This is a genomic window from Citrobacter sp. XY323 (genome assembly GCF_025106035.1).
Taxonomy (GTDB): domain Bacteria; phylum Pseudomonadota; class Gammaproteobacteria; order Enterobacterales; family Enterobacteriaceae; genus Citrobacter; species Citrobacter braakii.
On record NZ_JANYUK010000013.1, the window covers coordinates 182,293 to 202,913 of the forward strand.

The window sequence follows — 20,621 nt, forward strand, 5'->3', positions numbered from 1 at the left end:
GCCACAACAGAGCGTAAAATAACGCCGTTTTTGAATGAACGAGACTACGATGAGCGATCTGTTTACCTCTCCCGACCATACTCTTGATGCCCAGGGGCTGCGCTGCCCGGAACCCGTAATGATGGTGCGTAAAACCGTGCGCGGCATGCAAGCGGGTGAAACGCTGCTGATTGTCGCCGACGATCCGGCGACAACCCGTGACATTCCTGGCTTCTGTACCTTTATGGAGCATGAGCTGGTGGCAAAAGAGACCGACTCTCTGCCGTACCGCTATCTGGTGCGCAAAGGCCAGTAATCTTAGCCGGATGGCGCTAATGCAACAGCCGTCCGGCACAGACTCATTATCCTTTACGTAGTAACCGCAGCGCGTTAGCGGTCACCAGTACCGTCGCCCCCGTATCTGCCAGCACCGCCAGCCACAGTCCGGTTATCCCGAGCAGCGTGGTGACGAGGAAAATCCCCTTCAGGCCTAGCGCAATCGCAATGTTCTGGCGAATATTGGCGTGGGTGGCGCGGGCTAACTGAATCATTTGCACCAGACCACGCAGGCGGTTGTGGGTCAGGGCGGCATCGGCGGTTTCCAGCGCGACATCGGTCCCGCTTCCCATCGCAATGCCAATGGTGGCTGCTTTCATTGCCGGAGCGTCGTTGATGCCGTCGCCGACCATCGCCAGCGGCGACTGTTGGTTAAGATGGGTAACGGCCTGTACTTTATCTTCCGGTAATAGACCCGCTTTGAATTCGAGACCCAATTCACTGGCAATAGCTGCCGCCGCTCGCGGGTTATCACCCGTCAGGATCACCCCTTTCACGCCAATCTGATTAAGCTCGCTGATGGCGCTACGGGCGTCGTCGCGCAGCGTGTCCTGTAGGGCCAGCACGCCGAGAACGGCATCGTTACGCAGCACCAGCACCACCGTTTGACCCGCGCTTTCCAGCTCGCTTATCTGCCCGGCAAAAGCATCGGCAGGCTGCTTACCGGCGGCGCAAATCAGCACGCGTTCGCCGTTGACCAGTGCTTCAATGCCAGAGCCAACCAGCGCCCGCTGATCTTTTGCGACAGGGATAGTCAGTTCGCGCGTTTGGGCTTCCCGAACAATCGCCTGCGCCAGCGGGTGCGTCGCGCCTTGCTCTACTGCCGCCGCCAGCGCCAGCAGTTCTGCCTCGCCAATACCGCTTGCCGGGTGAATCGCCGTGACGCGCGGTTTACCGACGGTCAGGGTGCCGGTTTTATCAAACGCGACCTGCGTTACCCTACCCAACTGCTCCAGCGCGGCCCCGCCTTTGATTAACGCGCCACGACGTGCCGCGGCGGCAAGGCCAGAGGTAATGGCTGCGGGTGTGGAAATCACCAGCGCACATGGGCAGCCAATCAGCAGCAGCGTCAGCCCTTTATAAATCCACTCCTGCCAGGATGCGGCAAACAGCAGCGGTGGTACAAGGGTGACCAACAACGCAACCGCCATAATGGCTGGGGTGTAAATCCGGCTGAAACGGTCAATAAAGCGCTCAATGGGGGCGCGGCGTTCTTCCGCTTCTTCAATCAATTTCAGAATACGGTCAATGGCGCTGGCACCCGGTTCGGAGAGTACTTCCAGCGTTACCAGACGGTCCACGCTGGTGGCGCCCGCCGGGACTTTCTCGCCGGTGGCGCGCTCAACCGGTATCGATTCGCCGGTCAGGGCGCTTTCATCAAAGCTGGCAAACCCGGAGACCAGCTTGCCATCGGCAGGTAAACGCCCACCCGCGGCAACCTCGATAACATCGCCTGGCTGGAGAGTATTGATAGCAACCTCTTCGCGCTCGCCGTTACGCAGGCGCGTGGCGGTTTCCGGCTTGAGCGCCATCAGTGCGCTGACCCCTTTACGGGCGCGGCTGGCGGCCCATCCTTCCAGGCGTTCGCCAATTAAAAACAGCAGCAGCACCATGGCGGCTTCTGCCGTCGCGCCGATAAACAGTGCGCCAATGGCGGCCACGCTCATCAACGTTTCAATGGCAAAGTAGCTGCCGGTTTTCATCAGACGCAGGGCCTGACGGGCAATGGGATACAGACCTACCAGAGTGGTGGCGATAAATGCTATCTGGCCAAAGGGGTGATTGAACTGCTCCAGCCCCCAGCTAATCGCCATCATAATAATCAGCGAAATCAGCGGCAGGTTCTCTTTAAACCGCGACTCGGGGGCGGCGTCTGGCGCTTGCTCATCGCGCAGGGTATAGCCTGCCTTTTGCACTGCGCTTTCAACTTGCAGGCGGATATCGGAACCCGCGTCGACTACCAGTTTTTCGGTGGCAAACAGAACCTGGACCTGGTTGACGCCGTTGACCTGGCGGACCGCATTCTCCACTTTTCGGGCGCAGGCTGCACAGTCCATGCCTGCCACTTTCCAGGAGTAGCGGGTACCCATTACGGTACCGGATACGGGTGGTGGGGTGGAGCAACTTCCTTCGCAGCAGCAGTCGTCAGCCCTTTGTGGCGCAGGCGCTAGCTTGAAAGAAGAAAATTGTGGGGCTTTTTTGCCACTGGAATCGGGTGTCGACATGGCATCCTCCGGTTGATAATCATTTCATATTAACCGGAGGATACACTCTGGAGTCGACTCCAGAGTCAAGCGTTTTAAAGATACAACGAACGAACAATCAGGAAATGTCCGGCGAAGTAGCAGGCGGCAGCAATTGCGTTATCGGCGCGAAAGCGGCGACGGTAATGGCTACCCAGCCAGACAATGTTGCCGATGAACAGGAGTGATGCGCCCATAAAGGCCGACAGCGCCGGAGCGGTCGGGCGGAAAAACCACAGCTCACCAGCCATCCAGACCATCATCAGCGTGATACCAATAAAGGTACAGATAGCGATGCGTAGCTCTTCAAGTCGCGTCCAGATCACGGCAATCAGCAACGCCCCCAGCACCACCAGCACCAACGGCAAAGGCCAGAAGAACGACAGCGTCATTTGGCTGGCGAAGTAAATGGTATACAGCAGATGCGACAGGAAGAATGCCCCCACGGCATACAAAAGGCGTTGGCGCGGTAACAGCGTCAGCGCATCGCCCAGCAGCGAGGCAAGCAGGCCAGCCAGCACCAGATAGCTGACAGCATTAAACATTGGCGCCTGCCAGGCCAGCAGCGCCAGCAGGAGTAAGGTTAGGGGTTTAAAGACCCAGCGTTGCCAGGCGGGCCCACGATAGGAAGCATCCACGAACAACCATGCGGAAAGGCAGACAGCGATAAACGACCAAAGCATCTTAGTTCCTTGAATTCGTTATTTTTTCGTAAGCGGGGTGCTCACGGCTCTACTGTTCAGTGTAGAGGTCGACCCTGCCAGATGACAACACCATAACAGGCAATGTATGCTTATTTCCGCATTTTCTGATGGGTTAATAATATGAGCAAACCACCACTTTTTTTCATTGTTATCATTGTATTAATCGTTGTTGCTGCGTCGTTTCGCTTCGTTCAGCAGCGGCGTGAAAAAGCCGATAATGATACTGCGCCGTTAGTGCAAAAGCAGGTGGTGGTGAGTAACAAACGGGAAAAACCGCTTAACGATCGGCGATCCCGCCAGCAGGAAGTGAGCCCGGCGGGGACCAGCATGCGCTATGAAGTCAGTTTTAAGCCACAAAGTGGCGGCTTCGAGCAGACGTTTCGTCTGGATGCCCAGCAGTACCATGCGTTAACGGTCGGGGATAAGGGAACGCTGAGTTATAAAGGTTCGCGTTTTGTTGATTTTACAGTGAACGCTAAGGTTTCATCTGACTGATGCCGGATTGCGGCTTACGCTTTGTCCGGCCTGGAGATTTTGTCGCCCCGGCCTGCTAAGCGCCGCCGGGCGAAAAGATCACAGTTACTTTTTCAACTGATCTTTAATCTTCTTCTGCCAAACCAGTAACTCAAAGACGCCGAACAGAAAAATACGGATTTTCTCTCCGCGGGTCATCTGCGGGCCATCTTTAGGCATGGTGCTTTTTAACAGCGCCAGTTGCATGCCATGCATCAGCACCATAAAAATCAGTGCGACGTTAACGAAGATGTTAAGCGGGCGTGGAAAGGGTTGGAAAATATTGAGTAGTAAAAATGCCCAGACGCACAACATCAGCAGGCGTCCCAGGTTAATCAGCATCGTGTTCTCCTCGTGCTTCACGTTGGTAAAGGCGATAGGCGACCTGTCCGGCGACTTTTTCGCGGTACAGCGACCAGTTCACCGGAACCGGCGGCAAACCGTTTTCTACTTCGCTTTCAACGTAAATATACGCTTCATTTGCCAGCCAGCCATGAGTTTCCAGAAGAGTTAATGTTTCTTCCAGTAATCCTTTGCGAAACGGCGGGTCAACAAACACCACGTTATGCGGCGTACCCGTCTGGGCCAAAAATGTCAGGGTATTGGTGTTGACGACCCGGGCATGGGGAGCTTTCAGCGTGGCGAGATTGTTTTGTAGCTGCTGTGATACCGCGCGATCCATTTCCAGAAGCGTCGCATTTGCCGCATAGCGAGAGAGGGCTTCCAGCCCCAGCGCGCCGCTGCCGGCGAAGCAGTCCAGGCAGTGAGCATCGACCATTACCGGGGCCAGCCAGTTAAATAAGGTTTCGCGTACGCGGTCGGTGGTTGGGCGCAGACCGGGACTATCCGGAACCGGGAGTTTACGGCCACGCCATTGACCACCAATAATGCGGATCTGGCCGCTACCAGAGTGATTCGGTTTTTTCATTTCAATTATTGCTCAATCCGCTGCTGACGTGTCATTCCAGGCGGTGATGTGAGTTAAGTTAACCCGTCGCCTTTCAAGTTACCTCTTCGTTGGCTGCACTTTCTCACCCAAATCACTTACTAAAAGTAAGCTCATCGGGATTCGTGCGCTTGCCGCCTTGACGTAACTCGAAATTCATCGGGTATAAGTGATAGACTATTTCATCATTTTTTTAGCTGCTATGTACATAGCGTTGACGCTGTGCCATGAAGCAACAGCGGGGGAGTGTAGTCGCAAATGGCGAAAGAGAAAAAACGTGGCTTTTTTTCCTGGCTGGGCTTTGGTCAAAAAGAGCAGGCACCGGAAAACGAGACAGAATTAAAAAACGAAGAACAACAACCGGTTGCTGAAGAAACTACCGTCGTTGACGAACAGCCGCGCGCCGAGGAAACCCGTAGCGAGGCGGAAACGGAAGCTTTTGCAGCTGAAGTTGTTGAAGTGACTGAACAGGTTGCGGAAATCGAAAAACTGCAGCCGGAAGCAGAACCTGTTGCCGAACAATCGCAGCCGGAGATTGAGCTGGTTGCTGAACCTGCAGCTGAACCCGTTGTGGAAACGCCAGCAGCGACGGTTATCGAACGCGAAGAATTGCCGCTGCCGGAAGAGGTGAAAACCGAAGAGGTTTCTGCCGAAGAGTGGCAGGCCGAAGCGGAAACCGTGGAAATCGTTGAGGCGGTTGAAGAGGAAGCCGAAAACGAACCGCACCTGACTGATGAAGAGCTGGAAGCGCAGGCGCTGGCGGCTGAGGCAGCTGAAGAAGCCGTGATGGTGGTGCCGGTAGAAGAACCTGCCGTAGAAGCACCGACAGAAGAAGAGGGAGTCCAGGAGCAGGAAAAACCAACGAAAGAAGGTTTCTTTGCGCGTCTGAAACGCAGCCTCCTGAAAACAAAAGAAAACCTTGGTTCCGGATTTATCAGTCTGTTCCGTGGTAAAAAGATCGACGATGATCTGTTTGAAGAGCTGGAAGAGCAACTGCTGATCGCCGACGTGGGCGTAGAAACGACCCGCAAGATTATTGCGAATCTGACGGAAGGTGCCAGCCGTAAGCAGCTCAAAGACGCGGAAGCGCTGTACGGCCTGCTGAAAGAAGAGATGGGCGAGATTCTGGCGAAGGTGGAAGAACCGCTGAATGTTGATGGCAAGACGCCGTTTGTTATCTTAATGGTTGGCGTCAACGGCGTGGGTAAAACCACCACTATCGGAAAGCTGGCGCGTCAGTTTGAGCAGCAGGGTAAATCGGTGATGCTGGCGGCGGGCGATACCTTCCGTGCGGCGGCGGTAGAGCAGCTGCAGGTCTGGGGTCAGCGTAACAACATCCCGGTGATTGCTCAGCATACCGGCGCGGATTCCGCGTCCGTCATCTTTGATGCCATCCAGGCAGCGAAGGCGCGTAATGTAGATGTGCTGATCGCTGATACCGCAGGGCGTTTGCAGAACAAATCGCACCTGATGGAAGAATTGAAAAAAATCGTTCGCGTCATGAAGAAGCTCGACGAAGATGCGCCGCATGAAGTTATGCTGACTATCGACGCCAGCACCGGGCAGAATGCGATAAGCCAGGCCAAACTGTTCCATGAAGCGGTGGGCTTAACCGGTATCACCCTGACTAAGCTGGACGGTACGGCGAAAGGCGGGGTCATCTTCTCGGTTGCCGATCAGTTTGGCATCCCTATCCGCTATATCGGTGTGGGCGAACGTATCGAGGATTTACGTCCGTTTAAAGCGGACGATTTTATAGAGGCACTTTTTGCCCGAGAGGATTAACAATGATTCGCTTTGAACATGTCAGCAAGGCCTATCTCGGTGGGAGACAAGCGCTGCAGGGAGTTACCTTCCATATGCAGCCTGGCGAGATGGCATTTCTGACCGGCCACTCCGGCGCGGGGAAAAGTACCCTGCTGAAGCTGATTTGTGGAATTGAACGGCCCAGCGCCGGGAAAATCTACTTCAGCGGGCATGACATCAGCCGTTTGAAAAACCGTGAAGTGCCGTTTCTGCGTCGTCAGATTGGCATGATTTTTCAGGATCACCACCTGTTGATGGACAGAACCGTGTTTGACAACGTGGCAATCCCGCTGATCATCGCGGGCGCCAGCGGGGACGATATTCGTCGTCGCGTGTCAGCGGCGCTGGATAAGGTCGGACTGTTGGACAAAGCGAAAAACTTCCCTATTCAGCTCTCCGGCGGTGAACAACAGCGCGTGGGCATCGCCCGTGCGGTAGTGAATAAACCTGCGGTATTGCTGGCGGATGAACCAACAGGGAACCTGGATGACGCGTTGTCGGAAGGGATCCTTCGCCTGTTTGAAGAGTTTAACCGCGTCGGGGTCACGGTATTAATGGCCACGCACGATATTGGCCTGATCTCCCGTCGCTCCTATCGCCAAATGGTTCTGAGCGATGGACATCTGCATGGAGGCCTGGCCCATGAATAGACGTGACGCTATTAATCAAATCAAACAGTTCGGTGGCCGACTGGATCGCTTCCGTAAATCGGGCGGCGCGCCGGGAGATGGCGGTCGTAACGCACCAAAGCGGGCGAAAGCCGCGCCAAAGCCGAACTCGCGTAAAACCAATGTCTTTAACGAGCAGGTACGCTACGCGTTCCAGGGCGCGTTACAGGACCTGAAAAGCAAGCCGCTGGCGACGTTCCTGACGGTGATGGTTATTGCCATCTCCCTGACGCTGCCAAGCGTATGCTACATGGTTTATAAGAACGTCGACCATGCGGCAAGCCAGTATTATCCTTCTCCGCAGATCACCGTTTACCTGCAAAAAACGCTGGATGATGATGCAGCGGCGCGGGTGGTTGGTCAGTTGCAGGCCGAGCAGGGCGTGGAGAAAGTGAATTATCTTTCCCGCGATGACGCGCTGGGCGAATTCCGTAACTGGTCCGGCTTTGGCGGCGCGCTGGATATGCTGGAAGAGAACCCGCTACCGGCCGTGGCGGTGGTTATCCCGAAACTGGACTTCCAGGGCACGGAGTCGCTGAACACGCTGCGCGACCGTATCGCACAAATCAACGGTATTGATGAAGTGCGCATGGATGACAGCTGGTTTGCCCGTCTGGCTGCGCTGACTGGCCTTGTCGGACGCGTCTCCGCGATGATTGGCGTGCTGATGGTAGCGGCGGTCTTCCTCGTCATCGGTAACAGTGTGCGCCTGAGTATTTTTGCGCGTCGCGATACCATTAACGTGCAGAAACTGATTGGCGCGACGGATGGGTTTATCCTGCGTCCGTTCCTCTACGGCGGTGCGCTGCTCGGTTTTTCCGGCGCATTTCTTTCACTAATTTTGTCAGAAATTTTGGTGATGCGCCTGTCGTCAGCGGTTACTGAGGTGGCGCAGGTTTTTGGAACTAAGTTTGATATCAACGGCTTATCATTCGACGAATGCCTGTTATTGCTGCTGGTGTGCTCGATGATTGGCTGGGTGGCAGCCTGGCTTGCCACGGTTCAACATTTACGCCACTTTACCCCCGATTAAAAAATCTCTGGTATAATCTTTCCCTGCACTGAGTAGTTCGCTCTGCAGGGAAAGAGTCCCTGTTATCTCTTCCCGGCGTATTCATTGTGATGTCACATTTTGTGCGTAATCTATACACATTACGACATGGAACTTGTGGATAAAATCACTGTCTGATAAAAGATTGAATGATATTCTCGTTGCTCATAAGCTCTGGCATGGTTGTTGCTATTAGTTTTAGCCAACGCGTCAGATGAAAAGATTGAGAGGATTTGAATGACCAAAGAAATGCAAAATTTAGCTTTAGCCCCTGTTGGTAACCTGGAATCTTACATCCGGGCTGCGAACGCGTGGCCGATGTTGTCGGCTGACGAGGAGCGGGCACTGGCTGAAAAGCTGCATTACCAGGGCGATCTGGAAGCAGCTAAAACGCTGATCCTGTCTCACCTGCGCTTTGTTGTTCATGTTGCTCGTAATTATGCGGGCTATGGCCTGCCGCAGGCGGATCTGATTCAGGAAGGCAATATCGGCCTGATGAAAGCCGTGCGCCGTTTCAACCCAGAAGTGGGTGTGCGCCTGGTTTCTTTCGCCGTGCACTGGATCAAAGCAGAGATCCACGAATACGTTCTGCGTAACTGGCGTATCGTAAAAGTCGCGACCACCAAAGCGCAGCGTAAGCTGTTCTTTAACCTGCGTAAAACCAAGCAGCGTCTGGGCTGGTTCAATCAGGACGAAGTTGAAATGGTTGCTCGTGAGCTGGGTGTTTCCAGCAAAGACGTGCGCGAAATGGAATCCCGTATGGCGGCGCAGGACATGACGTTTGACATGTCTTCAGACGACGAGTCTGACAGCCAGCCGATGGCACCGGTTCTGTATCTGCAGGATAAATCATCTAACTTTGCCGACGGCATTGAAGAAGATAACTGGGAAGATCAGGCCGCGAATAAACTGACCCACGCAATGGAGGGTCTGGACGAGCGTAGCCAGGACATCATTCGCGCCCGTTGGCTGGACGAAGACAACAAGTCGACGTTGCAAGAACTGGCCGATCGCTACGGCGTCTCTGCTGAACGTGTTCGTCAGCTTGAAAAGAACGCCATGAAAAAACTGCGTGCGGCGATCGAAGCGTAATCACGCCGTTTAACGCATTGCCCCTATAACCCCTGGATGCCCATTCGGGGGTTTTTTATGTCTGATTGATACTCCAAACTGCTATCACGCTTTCCTCTGCCAGGTTTGCTTTTGCCTCTCTGGTGTTGTGGGGGAGCCGAAGTGATTGATGCCCCTGCGCCTGACAAGGTGACATGTTTGCCCGGTTTCTGGGCAAACATGTCACCTTAATGCAGCCGAATACTGTCGGTATAACTTATTGTGGCAGGAGATTATAGGCTGCCAGCATCTCTTTGATATCCTGAGTGATGATTTCATTCGGCATATGTATTGGTCTTCTGGTAATGCCTGCGGTGATCCCCATTAAGTTAAGAGCCTCTTTCATTACTGCAGGTGCGGTCATTTTCTTAATGTTCATACGCAGCGCATCGATCTTATTACGCTCTTCCTGTGCTTGATCCAACTGCCCCGCGATAAAGTAGTTATACAAATCTACTTCAATCTTCGGTAAAACATTTGATGTGGCTGCGACGCTGGCAACTGAACCTTCTTTAAATGCATCAAGCATCAGCGAATCTGAACCGTTCAATACTTTAAAATTTTTGTGTTTTGAAATCTCATGGTACTGTTTTTGTACTTCAAATTTTCCACTGCTATCTTTGATTGCCACGATATTATCGATATCAGCCAGGCGATTCGCTGTTTCGTATTCAATACTTAGGCCCGTTTGCCCTGGGAGATTGTATAGAATAATAGGTGCTGCTGTGCTGGCCGCAATATCATAGTAATGTTTATATAAATCTTCCTGATTAGGCACCAGATAGTAGGGGGTTACAACTGAAATGTAATCTGCGCCAGCATCAACAAGTCGTTGAGTCAGAGCAATAGTTTGCTGTGTGCTACAGCAACCGGCACCGGCGCAAATAGTTACGTCATTACCCACTTCATCAACAACTGCTTTGGTGAGTTCTACTTTTTCATCATCTGATAACAGATGAAATTCACCGTTGGTGCCACAAATAAATAATCCATGAACACCATTATTGACTAACCAGCGAGCCATCTTTCTTGCTGCCGGGATATCCATTTTTTCCGTTTCATCAAATGGTGTCACCATCGCAGTAATAATTCCCTTAAGTTCTTTCATTATCTTTTCTCCAGTTCGTTGGTAACATTTTTAATCGAGATTTGAATTGTGTTAAGATCTGCTTCCTGAGTAAACGAAGCCGCATGTGGCGTGATCGAGTAATTCATGAGTTGTTTTGTTTCTTCTTTTCGTTCTTTAAGTTCAATATCTTCACTAGCAAAAGAAATTTTATGAGTAATTAAAGCATTGTATAAACTATCTTCATCAATCAAACCGCCTCGTGCAGTATTTATTAATATTGCGGAAGGTTTCATTTTTTCGAATGCGTGCTGATCAATCATGTGCCTGGTGCTATCTAGTAAAGGCAAATGAAGCGAGATAACATCACTGAGCTGATACACCTCATCTAACTCTTTAAAGTTTATATACGGAAAAACCTGACTCTGATTGATATAAGGGTCGTATGCAATGATCTCCATACCCATAGCGTTAGCGATGTGGGCTACATGTTTGCCAATAGCACCAAGGCCAATCAGCCCTAATGTCTTTTTATGTAACTCAGTACCCACCAATCTTACATCATTACTACATTTAGCCTGTTGTTCGATTTCAACATACTTTCTGGCACTGGATAGCATCATTAGAATAGCCATTTCTGCTACCGATACAGAATTGGCGTTGAGTGCTTTATGCACCACAATATTTCTGCTGTTCGCATACTCAACGTTTATATTATCTAAACCAACACCATATTTTGAGATTACTTTTAGTTTTTTCGCACAATCTATAACGTCTTGATCTAAAGGGTCGTTGCCTGTAATAATAGCATCGGCATCTTTAATTTTTACCATCAACTCTTCTTTACTAAAACGTCCGCCGCTCGTATTACATTCGACGATATAACCTGCTGCCTGTAATTCATCCAGATATTTTTGCCCCTTACTAAGAAAGGGCCTTGGCGTTATAAGTATTTTTTTCATATTACAATAAACCGAAGAATGAAAAAATAAGGCTTAAAGAGAGGATTGCTACCAGTATTCTTAGGAAATGCGGTCCACACTTCTGGATGTATATATAAATACCGAGAACCGCAACCAGGGGGAGTAAGTTAGGCACAATTTTGTCTAACATGTCCTGCAGGACAATAGTATTCCCCCCACCAGTAGTAATATGTAGCGGTGTCTTAATCTTTACATAAGTGGCAGAAAGCGCCCCCATCATCAACAGGCCGAACATACCTGCGCCTTCAATAATTTTATGGATACTGCCAGAGTGGAGTATCTCTAAAATTGACTCTTTCCCCTTTTTATAGCCAATATTAAGTGCAAATCGGCTAGCGAAGAACATATAAACAACTTGATAGATCAATGGCAGTAATGCGGCTAATACGTACCCTTGCAATACAAAAGGAATACATACCCCAATAACAATAGGTCGCAATGTGCCAAAATCTAACGTATCCCCGATACCTGAGACTGGACCCATTAACCCCGTTTTTAAACTGGTCACTAATTGGGTTGTGGCTGTTCGCTGTTCTTCAGGTTCCTGGGATGCTTTTTCTTCTAGTGCGATAGTGATGCCGTTTACCACTGAGCCCCAGTTAGCTTGTGTGTTAAACATCGTCAAATGGCGCTGTAACGCTTTTGAAAGATCCCTCTTATTCGGGTATAGCTTAGCTAAAATCCCTGTCATTGAATTACAAAAGGCTAGAGCCTGTAACCGTTCAAAATTTAATGATGTTTCCGAGAAAGCATGCCATTTTAACCAGACAATCTGCACATCTCTATTCGTAATTGGTGAGCTTTCGGCTTCCTTTAAGTCGATATTATTAGCCATTTTGTGTTCCTTTCGCAGTTTTTGATTGCATGTATAAGAGAACAGCACATAAACCAAAAATGGATATCCCTATGGTGTTTAACCCTGAATATGTGACCAAGAAGAAACCAATGATGAATAACGGGATGTATTGTTTTTTCCCGATCACAATGATAGTGATAGCAAAACCTAATGCTGGAAGAATATTACCAGCGATAGCTAAGCCGTTGGTGGTCCAGGAGGGTAACAGTTTGATAAATGAGGAAATAGCATCTGGGCCATACAAACAGGCAACGAAAACAGGAACGAAGCGCATAGGGAAGGCCAACAGAATAGGATAGATAGTTGCTACCCGCTGAATCCCTTTGATATCTGCTTTTTCGGCATAGCGATCGGCCATATGAACAAATGTGGTATTAACCGTTTTACGAACGTTTTCGAGAACAACCCCTAATAAACCTATTGGGATTGCCAACGAAATCGCTATTTCAGGTTTTATCCCCGCAGTAAGAGCAATAGGTATAGCGATGCAGGAGGCCAATCCCTCATCTGCTGGCGGGTTCCCACCAGGAGCAATACTTCCTATATAGATCATCTGTAATGTCGCACCGACTGATAATGCAGTCGGCATATCATCAAAGATAATTCCCATAATGGGGGCAATAGATAACGGCATGCGCATGATTGAAAAGCCATACCATACCTTCGCTTGTGATATCCAATAAACTAAACCAATCAATATTGCTGTAGAAACGCCCATAAGTTCCTCTCCTTTTTAAGGTAACTTATTCTTTATTTTTTGCAGACTGGCTGGTTCTTCTTCTGGGATAGTCTGGAAATATACTTTAATATTCCTGTCTTCTATGACTTGTAGTTTTTCTGCATCTTCTTTATTTATTGATATCTGATTAAAGACGATTTTTCTACCAGGGATGTTTTCTATGCCGCCTACTTGCAACTCTTCAAGTTCTAATCCGCCCTGAATAGTCTTTAATGCTGAATCAATAGATTTGAAAAGGATTAAAAGTTTGCCAGTATAAAAATTTTTCTCATTCCAGCGGGTTGTCGTTTCCTCAATGGATGTCATGATTACTTCGATGCCGCTGGGGGCCGCCATTTTATAAACTTCGGCTAAAAAAGGATCATTATATAATTCGTCATCAATAACTATTATTTTATCGGCGTTGCTCCTTTTCAGCCATTTGGTGATAACCTGTCCATGAATTAGGCGATAATCAATGCGGGCATGTACTATACTCATACTCTATTGTCCTTTATTAAATTGATAACTTTGAACCATATCTTTACCGGCATCATGAATACATTGAACATATTCTTCGATGGTGATTTCTTTATCGGAGTCTTGTAACATATTCGCTTCAAGCAGCATGGCAAGGTTTACGCCGCTAATACAATGAATAGGGTATTCTCTGGAGAGAACCGTCGCTACATTTGATGGTGTTCCACCATATATATCGGTAAGAATAACGGTTTTAATATTGGGTCTGAGTATTTTCCTTGTTTGCTCCATTAACGTTTCTGGTGACATCCCGATGATCAGAGAAATAGCCGTTGTATTTTTCGTTTTGCCAACAATCATTTCACTACTGTTTAATAACTCTTTACCTGCGTCACCATGTGTTAATATGATGATATCATAGAGATTCAATGGTTATCTTCCTTATATATATAATCCATATGTTTGATTTATATTTTGTATGTAACAGATTCCATTCTTGAGAGTGGTTTCTGTTCTTTGAATATATATTGTTTTATGGATTTTTAAACGTTACCAAGATCACATATTGAATGTATTGACTAATATGGCTATTTCTAGCGGATGCATATAACGCATAACAAAATAATATAATATTTGGTTTTTATAATTAATACTGTCATTTATATATATTCAACAATGCATCTTAATTAAAATTATATTTTATATCGATGATATAAGGTCATATTATGGAGATGAATTGATATTTATAGTTTTGTCACCTATATGTTATGTCATCGCAAAAATTCACGTTTCAAATCCATAAAAATGGGGTATGTTTTAGCAGAGTATGCTGAAAATGCACGGTCAGCATGCCTAAATATCAATGTCTTATACTTGGTGTGACGCCAATATCAGAATAATGTGCTAAATAACAACATCACAACAAATGCAACAACCATAACAATGAGGAACCTCAGGATGAAAATGAAGGGTAAAGCGTTACTGGCAGGATGTATTGCACTCGCATTCAGCAACATGGCATTAGCAGAAGATATTAAAATTGCTGTTGTGGGGGCGATGTCTGGCCCGGTAGCGCAGTATGGCGATCAGGAATTTACCGGCGCAGAGCAGGCAATTGCGGATATCAATGCCAAGGGCGGCGTGAAAGGTGACAAACTGGTCATGGTGAAATATGACGATGCCTGTGACCCGAAACAAGCGGTAGCGGTTGCGAACAAAGTGGTCAACGACGGGATTAAATATGTAATCGGTCACCTGTGCTCTTCTTCCACTCAGCCTGCGTCAGACATCTATGAAGACGAAGGCATTCTGATGATCACTCCAGCGGCAACGGCGCCGGAGCTGACTGCGCGCGGCTATAGCCTGGTGATGCGTACCACTGGTCTGGATTCCGATCAGGGCCCAACGGCCGCCAAATATATCGTTGAAAAAGTGAAGCCGCAGCGCATCGCGATTATTCATGATAAGCAGCAGTACGGTGAAGGCCTGGCCCGCGCGGTGCAGGATGGCCTGAAAAAGGGTAACGCCAACGTGGTGTTCTTTGACGGGATCACCGCCGGGGAAAAAGATTTTTCTACGCTGGTAGCGCGTTTGAAGAAAGAGAACATCGATTTCGTTTACTACGGCGGTTACCACCCGGAAATGGGGCAAATCCTGCGCCAGGCACGCGCCGCGGGTCTGAAAACCCAGTTTATGGGGCCAGAAGGTGTAGCGAACGTGTCGCTGTCTAACATCGCCGGTGAATCAGCAGAAGGCTTACTGGTAACGAAACCGAAGAACTACGACCAGGTTCCAGCGAACAAACCCATCGTAGATGCTATCAAAGCCAAGAAACAGGATCCGAGTGGTGCATTCGTATGGACCACCTACGCCGCGCTGCAATCTTTGCAGGCCGGTCTGAACCAGTCTGACGATCCGGCTGAAATTGCCAAGTATCTGAAAGCAAACTCGGTGGAAACTGTGATGGGGCCGCTGTCATGGGATGCGAAGGGCGACCTGAAAGGCTTCGAATTCGGCGTGTTTGACTGGCATGCAAACGGGACGGCGACAGACGCCAAGTGATTTTCCCGGCGCCTTTCGTGCCGCAGGTGTGTTGGCTGCGTTATTCAACCCCGGTCACTTACTTATGTAAGCTCCGGGGATTTTATAACTTGCCGCCTGCCTGCAACACAAAATTCTTGGGAAAATACTCGTAATACAATTGGTTGGGGGCGGTTTTCTACCGTTTCTCCCAGCCATTCTCCTGGGCCGTAAACCCTAACACCTGCATAAATGCGGCCATCACGCTGCGGTCTTCAACGCCGACGTCGGCCATCCACCACGAACTCACGTCAGGGTTTTCCCGGATCACTTCTTCGATCAAATACTGCCCGACGCCGCGACGGCGGGTGATATCGCGCACGCGCAATGAATCCAGTGCGCCTTGTGTGCCGCTCAGGGTTACTCGCACGGCGCCTAACAGACGCTCGTTAAAGCGTGCGGCGTAGATCCGGTGCGTTTCATCTACGCTTAATGATGAGGCGGAATATTCCGGCCAGATTTTGCCCAGATCAATCAGGTCCTGGTCGCTAAAGTTATCTAAACGAACGATGGTCAGCTTCATTAACAGCATGTCCAAATCACAAAAGATGGAATCAGTGTACCGAAATAATTCGCCCGGATGCTTTCTCTTTTTAATGCGATTAACCAGGTTAATAGTTTTGTAACAACGACAATGACAGATTGAAACAGTAGAGATTGAAAAACAGGCAGGATAATACCCTGGAATGCAGCATTTTATTCCGCTCTTTGTGCCGTTATTTTATGCTGACAAATGCACTTTTTTTTGTTTATCTATAGTGAAAAGCAGAATATTATCTTTTCTTAATCGACTGAAAAATAGAGATTTTAGCCGTAATTTGCTTAAAAAACTGCGCTAAACCATTAACGAGACTGGTAAAAATAGTACAGTTCAAAAAAAGCACAGTCTGCTTTTTAACCACATAAATACAAAATATATACATCATCACGAATGGGGATTCAGGAAAATGAAACGGAATGCGAAAACAATCATCGCAGGGGTGATAGCACTGGCAATGTCACACGCGGTCATGGCGGAGGATATCAAGGTCGCTGTTGTCGGGGCGATGTCAGGTCCGGTCGCGCAGTGGGGTGATATGGAATTTAATGGCGCACGTCAGGCCATTAAAGATATCAATGCCAAAGGCGGGGTCAAAGGCGACAAACTGGTTGCCGTCGAATATGACGACGCCTGCGATCCGAAACAGGCCGTTGCGGTAGCGAACAAAATCGTCAATGACGGCATTCAGTACGTTATTGGTCATCTGTGCTCATCTTCCACGCAGCCCGCATCAGATATCTATGAAGACGAAGGCATTCTGATGATTTCCCCGGGCGCGACCAACCCGGAACTTACCCAGCGCGGTTACGCACACATTATGCGTACAGCGGGCCTGGACTCCTCTCAGGGGCCGACCGCCGCGAAATACATTCTGGAGAAGGTGAAGCCGCAACGCATCGCCATCATTCACGATAAACAGCAATACGGTGAAGGCCTGGCGCGTTCAGTGCAGGAGAGCCTGAAAGCGGGCAAAGCCAATATCGTCTTCTTTGACGGGATCACTGCCGGGGAAAAAGATTTTTCTGCGCTGATCGCCCGCCTGAAAAAAGAAAATATCGATTTTGTTTATTACGGCGGCTACTACCCGGAAATGGGACAAATGCTGCGCCAGGCTCGCTCCGTCGGGCTGAATACCCAGTTTATGGGACCTGAGGGCGTGGGCAATGCGTCGCTGTCTAATATTGCCGGTGATGCCGCTGAAGGCATGCTGGTGACCATGCCAAAACGCTATGACCAGGATCCTGCGAATAAAGCTATCGTCGATGCGCTCAAAGCTGACAAGAAAGATCCAACCGGGCCGTACGTGTGGATCACTTATGCCGCCGTCCAGTCATTGGCGACAGCAATGGATCGCAGCGGTAGTAAAGAGCCGTTGGGGCTGGTGAAAGATCTGAAAGCACACGGGGCTGACACCGTGATTGGGCCGCTGAAATGGGACGAAAAAGGCGATTTGAAGGGATTTGAGTTTGGTGTCTTCCAGTGGCACGCGGACGGATCATCGACCGTCGCGAAGTAATAGCTGAAGACGAGTTATCCCACCGCCCGTGCAAAACGGGCGGGTTAAGAAAGGTTACCTTATGTCCGAGCAGTTCCTCTATTTCTTGCAGCAGATGTTTAACGGCGTCACGCTGGGAAGCACCTACGCGCTGATCGCTATCGGTTACACGATGGTGTACGGCATTATCGGCATGATCAACTTCGCCCACGGCGAGGTGTATATGATCGGCAGCTATGTCTCCTTTATGATCATCGCTGCGCTAATGATGATGGGTATTGATTCCAGCTGGCTACTGGTCGCGGCGGGCTTTGTCGGCGCGATTGTGATTGCCAGCGCCTACGGCTGGAGCATTGAACGCGTAGCGTATCGGCCCGTGCGCAGCTCTAAGCGCCTGATCGCGCTGATTTCCGCTATCGGGATGTCCATCTTCCTGCAAAACTACGTCAGCCTGACGGAAGGTTCGCGCGATGTGGCGCTGCCCAGCCTGTTTAACGGCCAGTGGACCGTCGGCAGTAGCGAAAACTTCTCTGCTTCCATCACCACTATGCAGCTGGTTATCTGGATTGTAACCTTCCTGGCGATGCTGGCGCTGACGCTGTTTATCCGTTACTCCCGTATGGGCCGTGCCTGCCGTGCCTGCGCGGAAGACCTGAAAATGGCCAGCCTGCTCGGCATAAATACCGATCGTGTGATTGCGCTGACCTTTGTGATTGGCGCGGCAATGGCGGCGGTAGCGGGCGTACTGCTCGGCCAGTTCTACGGCGTAATTAACCCCTATATCGGCTTTATGGCCGGGATGAAAGCCTTTACCGCGGCGGTACTGGGCGGCATCGGCAGCATTCCTGGGGCGATGATCGGCGGTCTGATTCTGGGGGTCGCGGAAGCGCTCTCCTCTGCTTATCTGAGTACCGAATACAAAGACGTGGTTTCATTCGCGCTGCTGATTCTGGTGCTGCTGGTGATGCCGACCGGTATTCTGGGTCGCCCGGAGGTAGAGAAAGTATGAAACCGATGCATTTTGCAATGGCGCTGCTCTCTGCCGCTATGTTCTTCATCCTGGCGGGCGTCTTTATGGGCGTCCAGTTGGAGCTTGACGGCACCAAACTGGTGGTGGATAGCGCCGCGGATATCCGCTGGCAGTGGGTGTTTATCGGCACTGGCGTGGTCTTTCTCTTCCAACTGTTGCGTCCAGCTTTCCAGAAGGGCCTGAAGAGCGTCTCCGGACCGAAGTTTATTCTGCCGGCGATTGATGGCTCCACCGTTAAACAGAAGCTATTCCTGGTCGCGCTGCTGGTGATTGCCGTGGCGTGGCCGTTTATGGTGTCGCGCGGTACGGTTGATATTGCCACGCTGACGATGATTTATATCATCCTCGGCCTCGGCTTAAACGTGGTGGTAGGGCTTTCCGGTCTGCTGGTGCTGGGTTACGGCGGCTTCTATGCCATCGGTGCTTACACCTTCGCGCTGCTGAACCACTATTACGGACTCGGCTTCTGGACCTGTCTGCCGCTGGCGGGGCTGGTTTCCGCTGCTGCGGGCTTTATGCTCGGCTTCCCGGTACTGCGCCTGCGCGGTGACTATCTGGCGATTGTGACTTTAGGCTTCGGCGAAATCGTCCGTATCCTGCTGCTCAACAACACCGAAGTGACCGGTGGTCCGAACGGTATCAGCCAGATCCCGAAACCGACCTTTTTCGGTCTGGAGTTCAGCCGTACTGCCCGTGAAGGTGGCTGGGATACCTTCAGCAACTTCTTTAACGTGAAGTACGATCCCTCTGACCGCGTGATTTTCCTTTATCTGGTGGCGCTGCTGCTGGTGGTCTTCTCGCTGTTTGTCATCAACCGTCTGCTGCGTATGCCGTTGGGTCGTGCGTGGGAAGCGCTGCGCGAAGATGAAATTGCCTGTCGCTCGCTGGGCTTAAACCCTACGCGTATCAAGCTGACCGCTTTTACCATCAGCGCCGCGTTTGCCGGTTTTGCCGGTACGTTGTTTGCCGCTCGTCAGGGTTTTGTCAGCCCGGAATCCTTCACCTTTGCCGAGTCGGCCTTTGTGCTGGCGATTGTAGTACTGGGCGGAATGGGCTCACAGTTTGCAGTGATCCTCGCGGCCATCCTGCTGGTGGTGTCACGCGAGCTGATGCGTGATTTCAATGAATACAGCATGTTAATGCTGGGTGGTTTAATGGTACTGATGATGATCTGGCGTCCGCAAGGCTTGTTGCCGATGACCCGTCCGCAGTTGAAGCTGAAAAACGGGGAAGCAAAAGGAGAGCAGGCATGAGTCAGCCATTATTATCCGTCAACGGCCTGATGATGCGCTTCGGCGGTCTGCTGGCGGTAAACAACGTTGAACTGGAGCTGAGACCACAGGAGATCGTCTCGTTAATCGGGCCAAACGGCGCGGGAAAAACCACGGTCTTTAACTGCCTGACCGGTTTTTATAAGCCGACGGGTGGGACGATTAAGCTGCGCGACCAGCATCTGGAAGGGCTGCCGGGTCAGCAAATTGCGCGGATGGGTGTGGTGCGTACTTTCCAGCACGTGCGTCTGTTTCGCGAGATGACGGTGATTGAAAACCTGCTGGTGGCGCAACATCAGCAGCTGAAAACCGGCGTCTTCTCCGGCCTGTTGAAAACCCCGTCGTTCCGTCGCGCGCAGAGTGAAGCGTTGGATCGCGCCGCCACCTGGCTGGAGCGTATTGGTTTGCTGGAGCACGCCAACCGTCAGGCCAGTAACCTGGCCTACGGCGACCAGCGCCGTCTGGAGATTGCACGTTGCATGGTGACCCAGCCGGAAATCCTGATGCTCGACGAACCCGCCGCAGGCCTCAACCCGAAAGAGACCAAAGAGCTGGACGAGCTGATTGCTGAACTGCGTAACCATCACAACACCACCATTTTGTTGATTGAGCACGACATGAAGCTGGTGATGGGTATTTCCGACCGTATTTACGTGGTGAATCAGGGCACGCCGCTGGCGAACGGGACGCCGGAACAGATTCGTAACAACCCGGATGTGATCCGCGCCTATTTAGGTGAAGCATAA

Annotated in this window: 22 protein-coding genes; 11 read left to right on the plus strand and 11 right to left on the minus strand. The window is 50.5% G+C overall.

All coding sequences use genetic code 11. From position 1 onward, the window contains the following. Nucleotides 1–49 precede the first annotated feature (49 nt). Nucleotides 50–295, plus strand: coding sequence for a sulfurtransferase TusA (gene tusA / locus N0B36_RS18285; RefSeq protein WP_003827551.1), 246 nt, complete (start codon nt 50–52; stop codon nt 293–295). A 46-nt stretch (nt 296–341) separates the two neighbouring features. Here the strand turns inward: tusA and zntA are convergent, their stop codons facing one another. Further along, nucleotides 342–2,540 carry a Zn(II)/Cd(II)/Pb(II) translocating P-type ATPase ZntA gene (zntA, locus tag N0B36_RS18290; protein WP_259688784.1) on the minus strand — a complete coding sequence of 733 codons (2,199 nt, stop codon included), beginning with the start codon at nt 2,538–2,540 and terminating at the stop codon, nt 342–344. Nucleotides 2,541–2,614: 74 nt separating this feature from the next. After that, nucleotides 2,615–3,241, minus strand: coding sequence for a lysoplasmalogenase (locus N0B36_RS18295; RefSeq protein WP_016154844.1), 627 nt, complete (start codon nt 3,239–3,241; stop codon nt 2,615–2,617). 141 nt (nt 3,242–3,382) lie between these two features. Between N0B36_RS18295 and N0B36_RS18300 the strand changes: the two genes are divergently transcribed. Continuing rightward, nucleotides 3,383–3,757: a DUF2500 domain-containing protein gene (locus N0B36_RS18300; RefSeq protein ID WP_016154843.1), complete on the plus strand. Its 375-nt coding sequence runs from the start codon at nt 3,383–3,385 to the stop codon at nt 3,755–3,757. An 84-nt stretch (nt 3,758–3,841) separates the two neighbouring features. Here the strand turns inward: N0B36_RS18300 and N0B36_RS18305 are convergent, their stop codons facing one another. Together N0B36_RS18305 and rsmD are read right to left on the minus strand one after the other, a co-directional pair. After that, nucleotides 3,842–4,117: a DUF1145 family protein gene (locus N0B36_RS18305; protein WP_016154842.1), complete on the minus strand. Its 276-nt coding sequence runs from the start codon at nt 4,115–4,117 to the stop codon at nt 3,842–3,844. Next, nucleotides 4,107–4,703 (minus strand): 16S rRNA (guanine(966)-N(2))-methyltransferase, encoded by a 597-nt coding sequence (gene rsmD / locus N0B36_RS18310; RefSeq protein WP_016157666.1) that lies wholly within the window; start codon nt 4,701–4,703, stop codon nt 4,107–4,109. Before rsmD ends, N0B36_RS18305 begins: the two co-directional genes overlap by 11 nt. A 276-nt stretch (nt 4,704–4,979) precedes the next feature. On the opposite strand from rsmD, the gene ftsY reads away from it, so the two are divergent. The 4 genes from ftsY (at nt 4,980) to rpoH (ending at nt 9,338) form a co-directional block, all read left to right on the plus strand. Then, the gene (gene ftsY / locus N0B36_RS18315) at nt 4,980–6,506 is read left to right on the plus strand and encodes a signal recognition particle-docking protein FtsY (RefSeq protein ID WP_019078122.1); all 1,527 of its coding nucleotides are present in this window, start codon (nt 4,980–4,982) and stop codon (nt 6,504–6,506) included. A gap of 2 nt (nt 6,507–6,508) precedes the next feature. Continuing rightward, nucleotides 6,509–7,177: a cell division ATP-binding protein FtsE gene (gene ftsE, locus N0B36_RS18320; protein ID WP_003023420.1), complete on the plus strand. Its 669-nt coding sequence runs from the start codon at nt 6,509–6,511 to the stop codon at nt 7,175–7,177. Beyond that, on the plus strand, nt 7,170–8,228 hold the full coding sequence (ftsX, locus tag N0B36_RS18325; RefSeq protein ID WP_016154839.1) for a permease-like cell division protein FtsX: 1,059 nt from the start codon (nt 7,170–7,172) through the stop codon (nt 8,226–8,228). Before ftsE ends, ftsX begins: the two co-directional genes overlap by 8 nt. A gap of 255 nt (nt 8,229–8,483) precedes the next feature. Further along, entirely contained in the window at nt 8,484–9,338 is an 855-nt protein-coding gene (rpoH, locus tag N0B36_RS18330) for an RNA polymerase sigma factor RpoH (RefSeq protein ID WP_003023425.1), read from the plus strand. 235 nt (nt 9,339–9,573) lie between these two features. Here rpoH and dapA read toward each other — a convergent pair whose 3' ends face one another. Genes dapA through N0B36_RS18360 form a run of 6 tightly spaced genes read right to left on the minus strand, consistent with a single transcriptional unit; the run spans nt 9,574 to nt 13,888 of the window. Next, the gene (gene dapA / locus N0B36_RS18335; protein WP_259688785.1) at nt 9,574–10,464 is read right to left on the minus strand and encodes a 4-hydroxy-tetrahydrodipicolinate synthase; all 891 of its coding nucleotides are present in this window, start codon (nt 10,462–10,464) and stop codon (nt 9,574–9,576) included. Further along, on the minus strand, nt 10,464–11,384 hold the full coding sequence (locus N0B36_RS18340; RefSeq protein WP_141875787.1) for a phosphoglycerate dehydrogenase: 921 nt from the start codon (nt 11,382–11,384) through the stop codon (nt 10,464–10,466). Before N0B36_RS18340 ends, dapA begins: the two co-directional genes overlap by 1 nt. 1 nt (nt 11,385) lies before the next feature. After that, on the minus strand, nt 11,386–12,240 hold the full coding sequence (locus N0B36_RS18345) for a PTS system mannose/fructose/sorbose family transporter subunit IID (protein ID WP_052138036.1): 855 nt from the start codon (nt 12,238–12,240) through the stop codon (nt 11,386–11,388). Continuing rightward, nucleotides 12,233–12,979, minus strand: a complete 747-nt coding sequence (locus N0B36_RS18350) for a PTS sugar transporter subunit IIC (protein ID WP_259688786.1) — start codon at nt 12,977–12,979, stop codon at nt 12,233–12,235. Before N0B36_RS18350 ends, N0B36_RS18345 begins: the two co-directional genes overlap by 8 nt. A gap of 15 nt (nt 12,980–12,994) precedes the next feature. Then, nucleotides 12,995–13,480 (minus strand): PTS sugar transporter subunit IIB, encoded by a 486-nt coding sequence (locus tag N0B36_RS18355; protein WP_049283116.1) that lies wholly within the window; start codon nt 13,478–13,480, stop codon nt 12,995–12,997. Nucleotides 13,481–13,483: 3 nt separating this feature from the next. After that, nucleotides 13,484–13,888: a PTS sugar transporter subunit IIA gene (locus N0B36_RS18360; protein ID WP_259688787.1), complete on the minus strand. Its 405-nt coding sequence runs from the start codon at nt 13,886–13,888 to the stop codon at nt 13,484–13,486. Nucleotides 13,889–14,416: 528 nt separating this feature from the next. On the opposite strand from N0B36_RS18360, the gene livJ reads away from it, so the two are divergent. Then, complete coding sequence (livJ, locus tag N0B36_RS18365; RefSeq protein WP_101700395.1) at nt 14,417–15,520, plus strand: branched chain amino acid ABC transporter substrate-binding protein LivJ; 1,104 nt, start codon at nt 14,417–14,419, stop codon at nt 15,518–15,520. A gap of 157 nt (nt 15,521–15,677) precedes the next feature. Here the strand turns inward: livJ and panM are convergent, their stop codons facing one another. Then, complete coding sequence (gene panM, locus N0B36_RS18370; RefSeq protein WP_016154837.1) at nt 15,678–16,061, minus strand: aspartate 1-decarboxylase autocleavage activator PanM; 384 nt, start codon at nt 16,059–16,061, stop codon at nt 15,678–15,680. Between the two features lie 424 nt (nt 16,062–16,485). Between panM and livK the strand changes: the two genes are divergently transcribed. The 4 genes from livK to livG all read left to right on the plus strand — a co-directional run bounded on the left by livK (nt 16,486) and on the right by livG (nt 20,621). Further along, nucleotides 16,486–17,595, plus strand: a complete 1,110-nt coding sequence (gene livK / locus N0B36_RS18375; RefSeq protein WP_169329701.1) for a high-affinity branched-chain amino acid ABC transporter substrate-binding protein LivK — start codon at nt 16,486–16,488, stop codon at nt 17,593–17,595. 61 nt (nt 17,596–17,656) lie between these two features. Then, complete coding sequence (livH, locus tag N0B36_RS18380) at nt 17,657–18,583, plus strand: high-affinity branched-chain amino acid ABC transporter permease LivH (protein ID WP_003023435.1); 927 nt, start codon at nt 17,657–17,659, stop codon at nt 18,581–18,583. Continuing rightward, nucleotides 18,580–19,857, plus strand: coding sequence for a branched chain amino acid ABC transporter permease LivM (livM, locus tag N0B36_RS18385; protein ID WP_016157662.1), 1,278 nt, complete (start codon nt 18,580–18,582; stop codon nt 19,855–19,857). Before livH ends, livM begins: the two co-directional genes overlap by 4 nt. Further along, a complete protein-coding gene (gene livG / locus N0B36_RS18390) occupies nt 19,854–20,621 on the plus strand; it encodes a high-affinity branched-chain amino acid ABC transporter ATP-binding protein LivG (RefSeq protein ID WP_003023438.1) in 768 nt (255 codons plus the stop codon). The genes livM and livG overlap by 4 nt, the downstream gene beginning before the upstream one ends.

What these genes read in the sequence shown, in the direction of transcription:
- N0B36_RS18345 (WP_052138036.1), bottom strand. Translation starts at nt 12,240, where the DNA reads ATGGCTAATAATATCGACTTAAAGGAAGCCGAAAGCTCACCAATTACG.
- N0B36_RS18305 (WP_016154842.1), bottom strand. Translation starts at nt 4,117, where the DNA reads ATGCTGATTAACCTGGGACGCCTGCTGATGTTGTGCGTCTGGGCATTT.
- livM (WP_016157662.1), top strand. Translation starts at nt 18,580, where the DNA reads ATGAAACCGATGCATTTTGCAATGGCGCTGCTCTCTGCCGCTATGTTC.
- livJ (WP_101700395.1), top strand. Translation starts at nt 14,417, where the DNA reads ATGAAAATGAAGGGTAAAGCGTTACTGGCAGGATGTATTGCACTCGCA.
- livK (WP_169329701.1), top strand. Translation starts at nt 16,486, where the DNA reads ATGAAACGGAATGCGAAAACAATCATCGCAGGGGTGATAGCACTGGCA.
- panM (WP_016154837.1), bottom strand. Translation starts at nt 16,061, where the DNA reads ATGAAGCTGACCATCGTTCGTTTAGATAACTTTAGCGACCAGGACCTG.
- rpoH (WP_003023425.1), top strand. Translation starts at nt 8,484, where the DNA reads ATGACCAAAGAAATGCAAAATTTAGCTTTAGCCCCTGTTGGTAACCTG.
- zntA (WP_259688784.1), bottom strand. Translation starts at nt 2,540, where the DNA reads ATGTCGACACCCGATTCCAGTGGCAAAAAAGCCCCACAATTTTCTTCT.
- N0B36_RS18350 (WP_259688786.1), bottom strand. Translation starts at nt 12,979, where the DNA reads ATGGGCGTTTCTACAGCAATATTGATTGGTTTAGTTTATTGGATATCA.
- N0B36_RS18295 (WP_016154844.1), bottom strand. Translation starts at nt 3,241, where the DNA reads ATGCTTTGGTCGTTTATCGCTGTCTGCCTTTCCGCATGGTTGTTCGTG.
- N0B36_RS18340 (WP_141875787.1), bottom strand. Translation starts at nt 11,384, where the DNA reads ATGAAAAAAATACTTATAACGCCAAGGCCCTTTCTTAGTAAGGGGCAA.
- livH (WP_003023435.1), top strand. Translation starts at nt 17,657, where the DNA reads ATGTCCGAGCAGTTCCTCTATTTCTTGCAGCAGATGTTTAACGGCGTC.
- ftsE (WP_003023420.1), top strand. Translation starts at nt 6,509, where the DNA reads ATGATTCGCTTTGAACATGTCAGCAAGGCCTATCTCGGTGGGAGACAA.
- N0B36_RS18355 (WP_049283116.1), bottom strand. Translation starts at nt 13,480, where the DNA reads ATGAGTATAGTACATGCCCGCATTGATTATCGCCTAATTCATGGACAG.
- N0B36_RS18300 (WP_016154843.1), top strand. Translation starts at nt 3,383, where the DNA reads ATGAGCAAACCACCACTTTTTTTCATTGTTATCATTGTATTAATCGTT.
- tusA (WP_003827551.1), top strand. Translation starts at nt 50, where the DNA reads ATGAGCGATCTGTTTACCTCTCCCGACCATACTCTTGATGCCCAGGGG.
- dapA (WP_259688785.1), bottom strand. Translation starts at nt 10,464, where the DNA reads ATGAAAGAACTTAAGGGAATTATTACTGCGATGGTGACACCATTTGAT.
- rsmD (WP_016157666.1), bottom strand. Translation starts at nt 4,703, where the DNA reads ATGAAAAAACCGAATCACTCTGGTAGCGGCCAGATCCGCATTATTGGT.
- ftsX (WP_016154839.1), top strand. Translation starts at nt 7,170, where the DNA reads ATGAATAGACGTGACGCTATTAATCAAATCAAACAGTTCGGTGGCCGA.
- livG (WP_003023438.1), top strand. Translation starts at nt 19,854, where the DNA reads ATGAGTCAGCCATTATTATCCGTCAACGGCCTGATGATGCGCTTCGGC.
- ftsY (WP_019078122.1), top strand. Translation starts at nt 4,980, where the DNA reads ATGGCGAAAGAGAAAAAACGTGGCTTTTTTTCCTGGCTGGGCTTTGGT.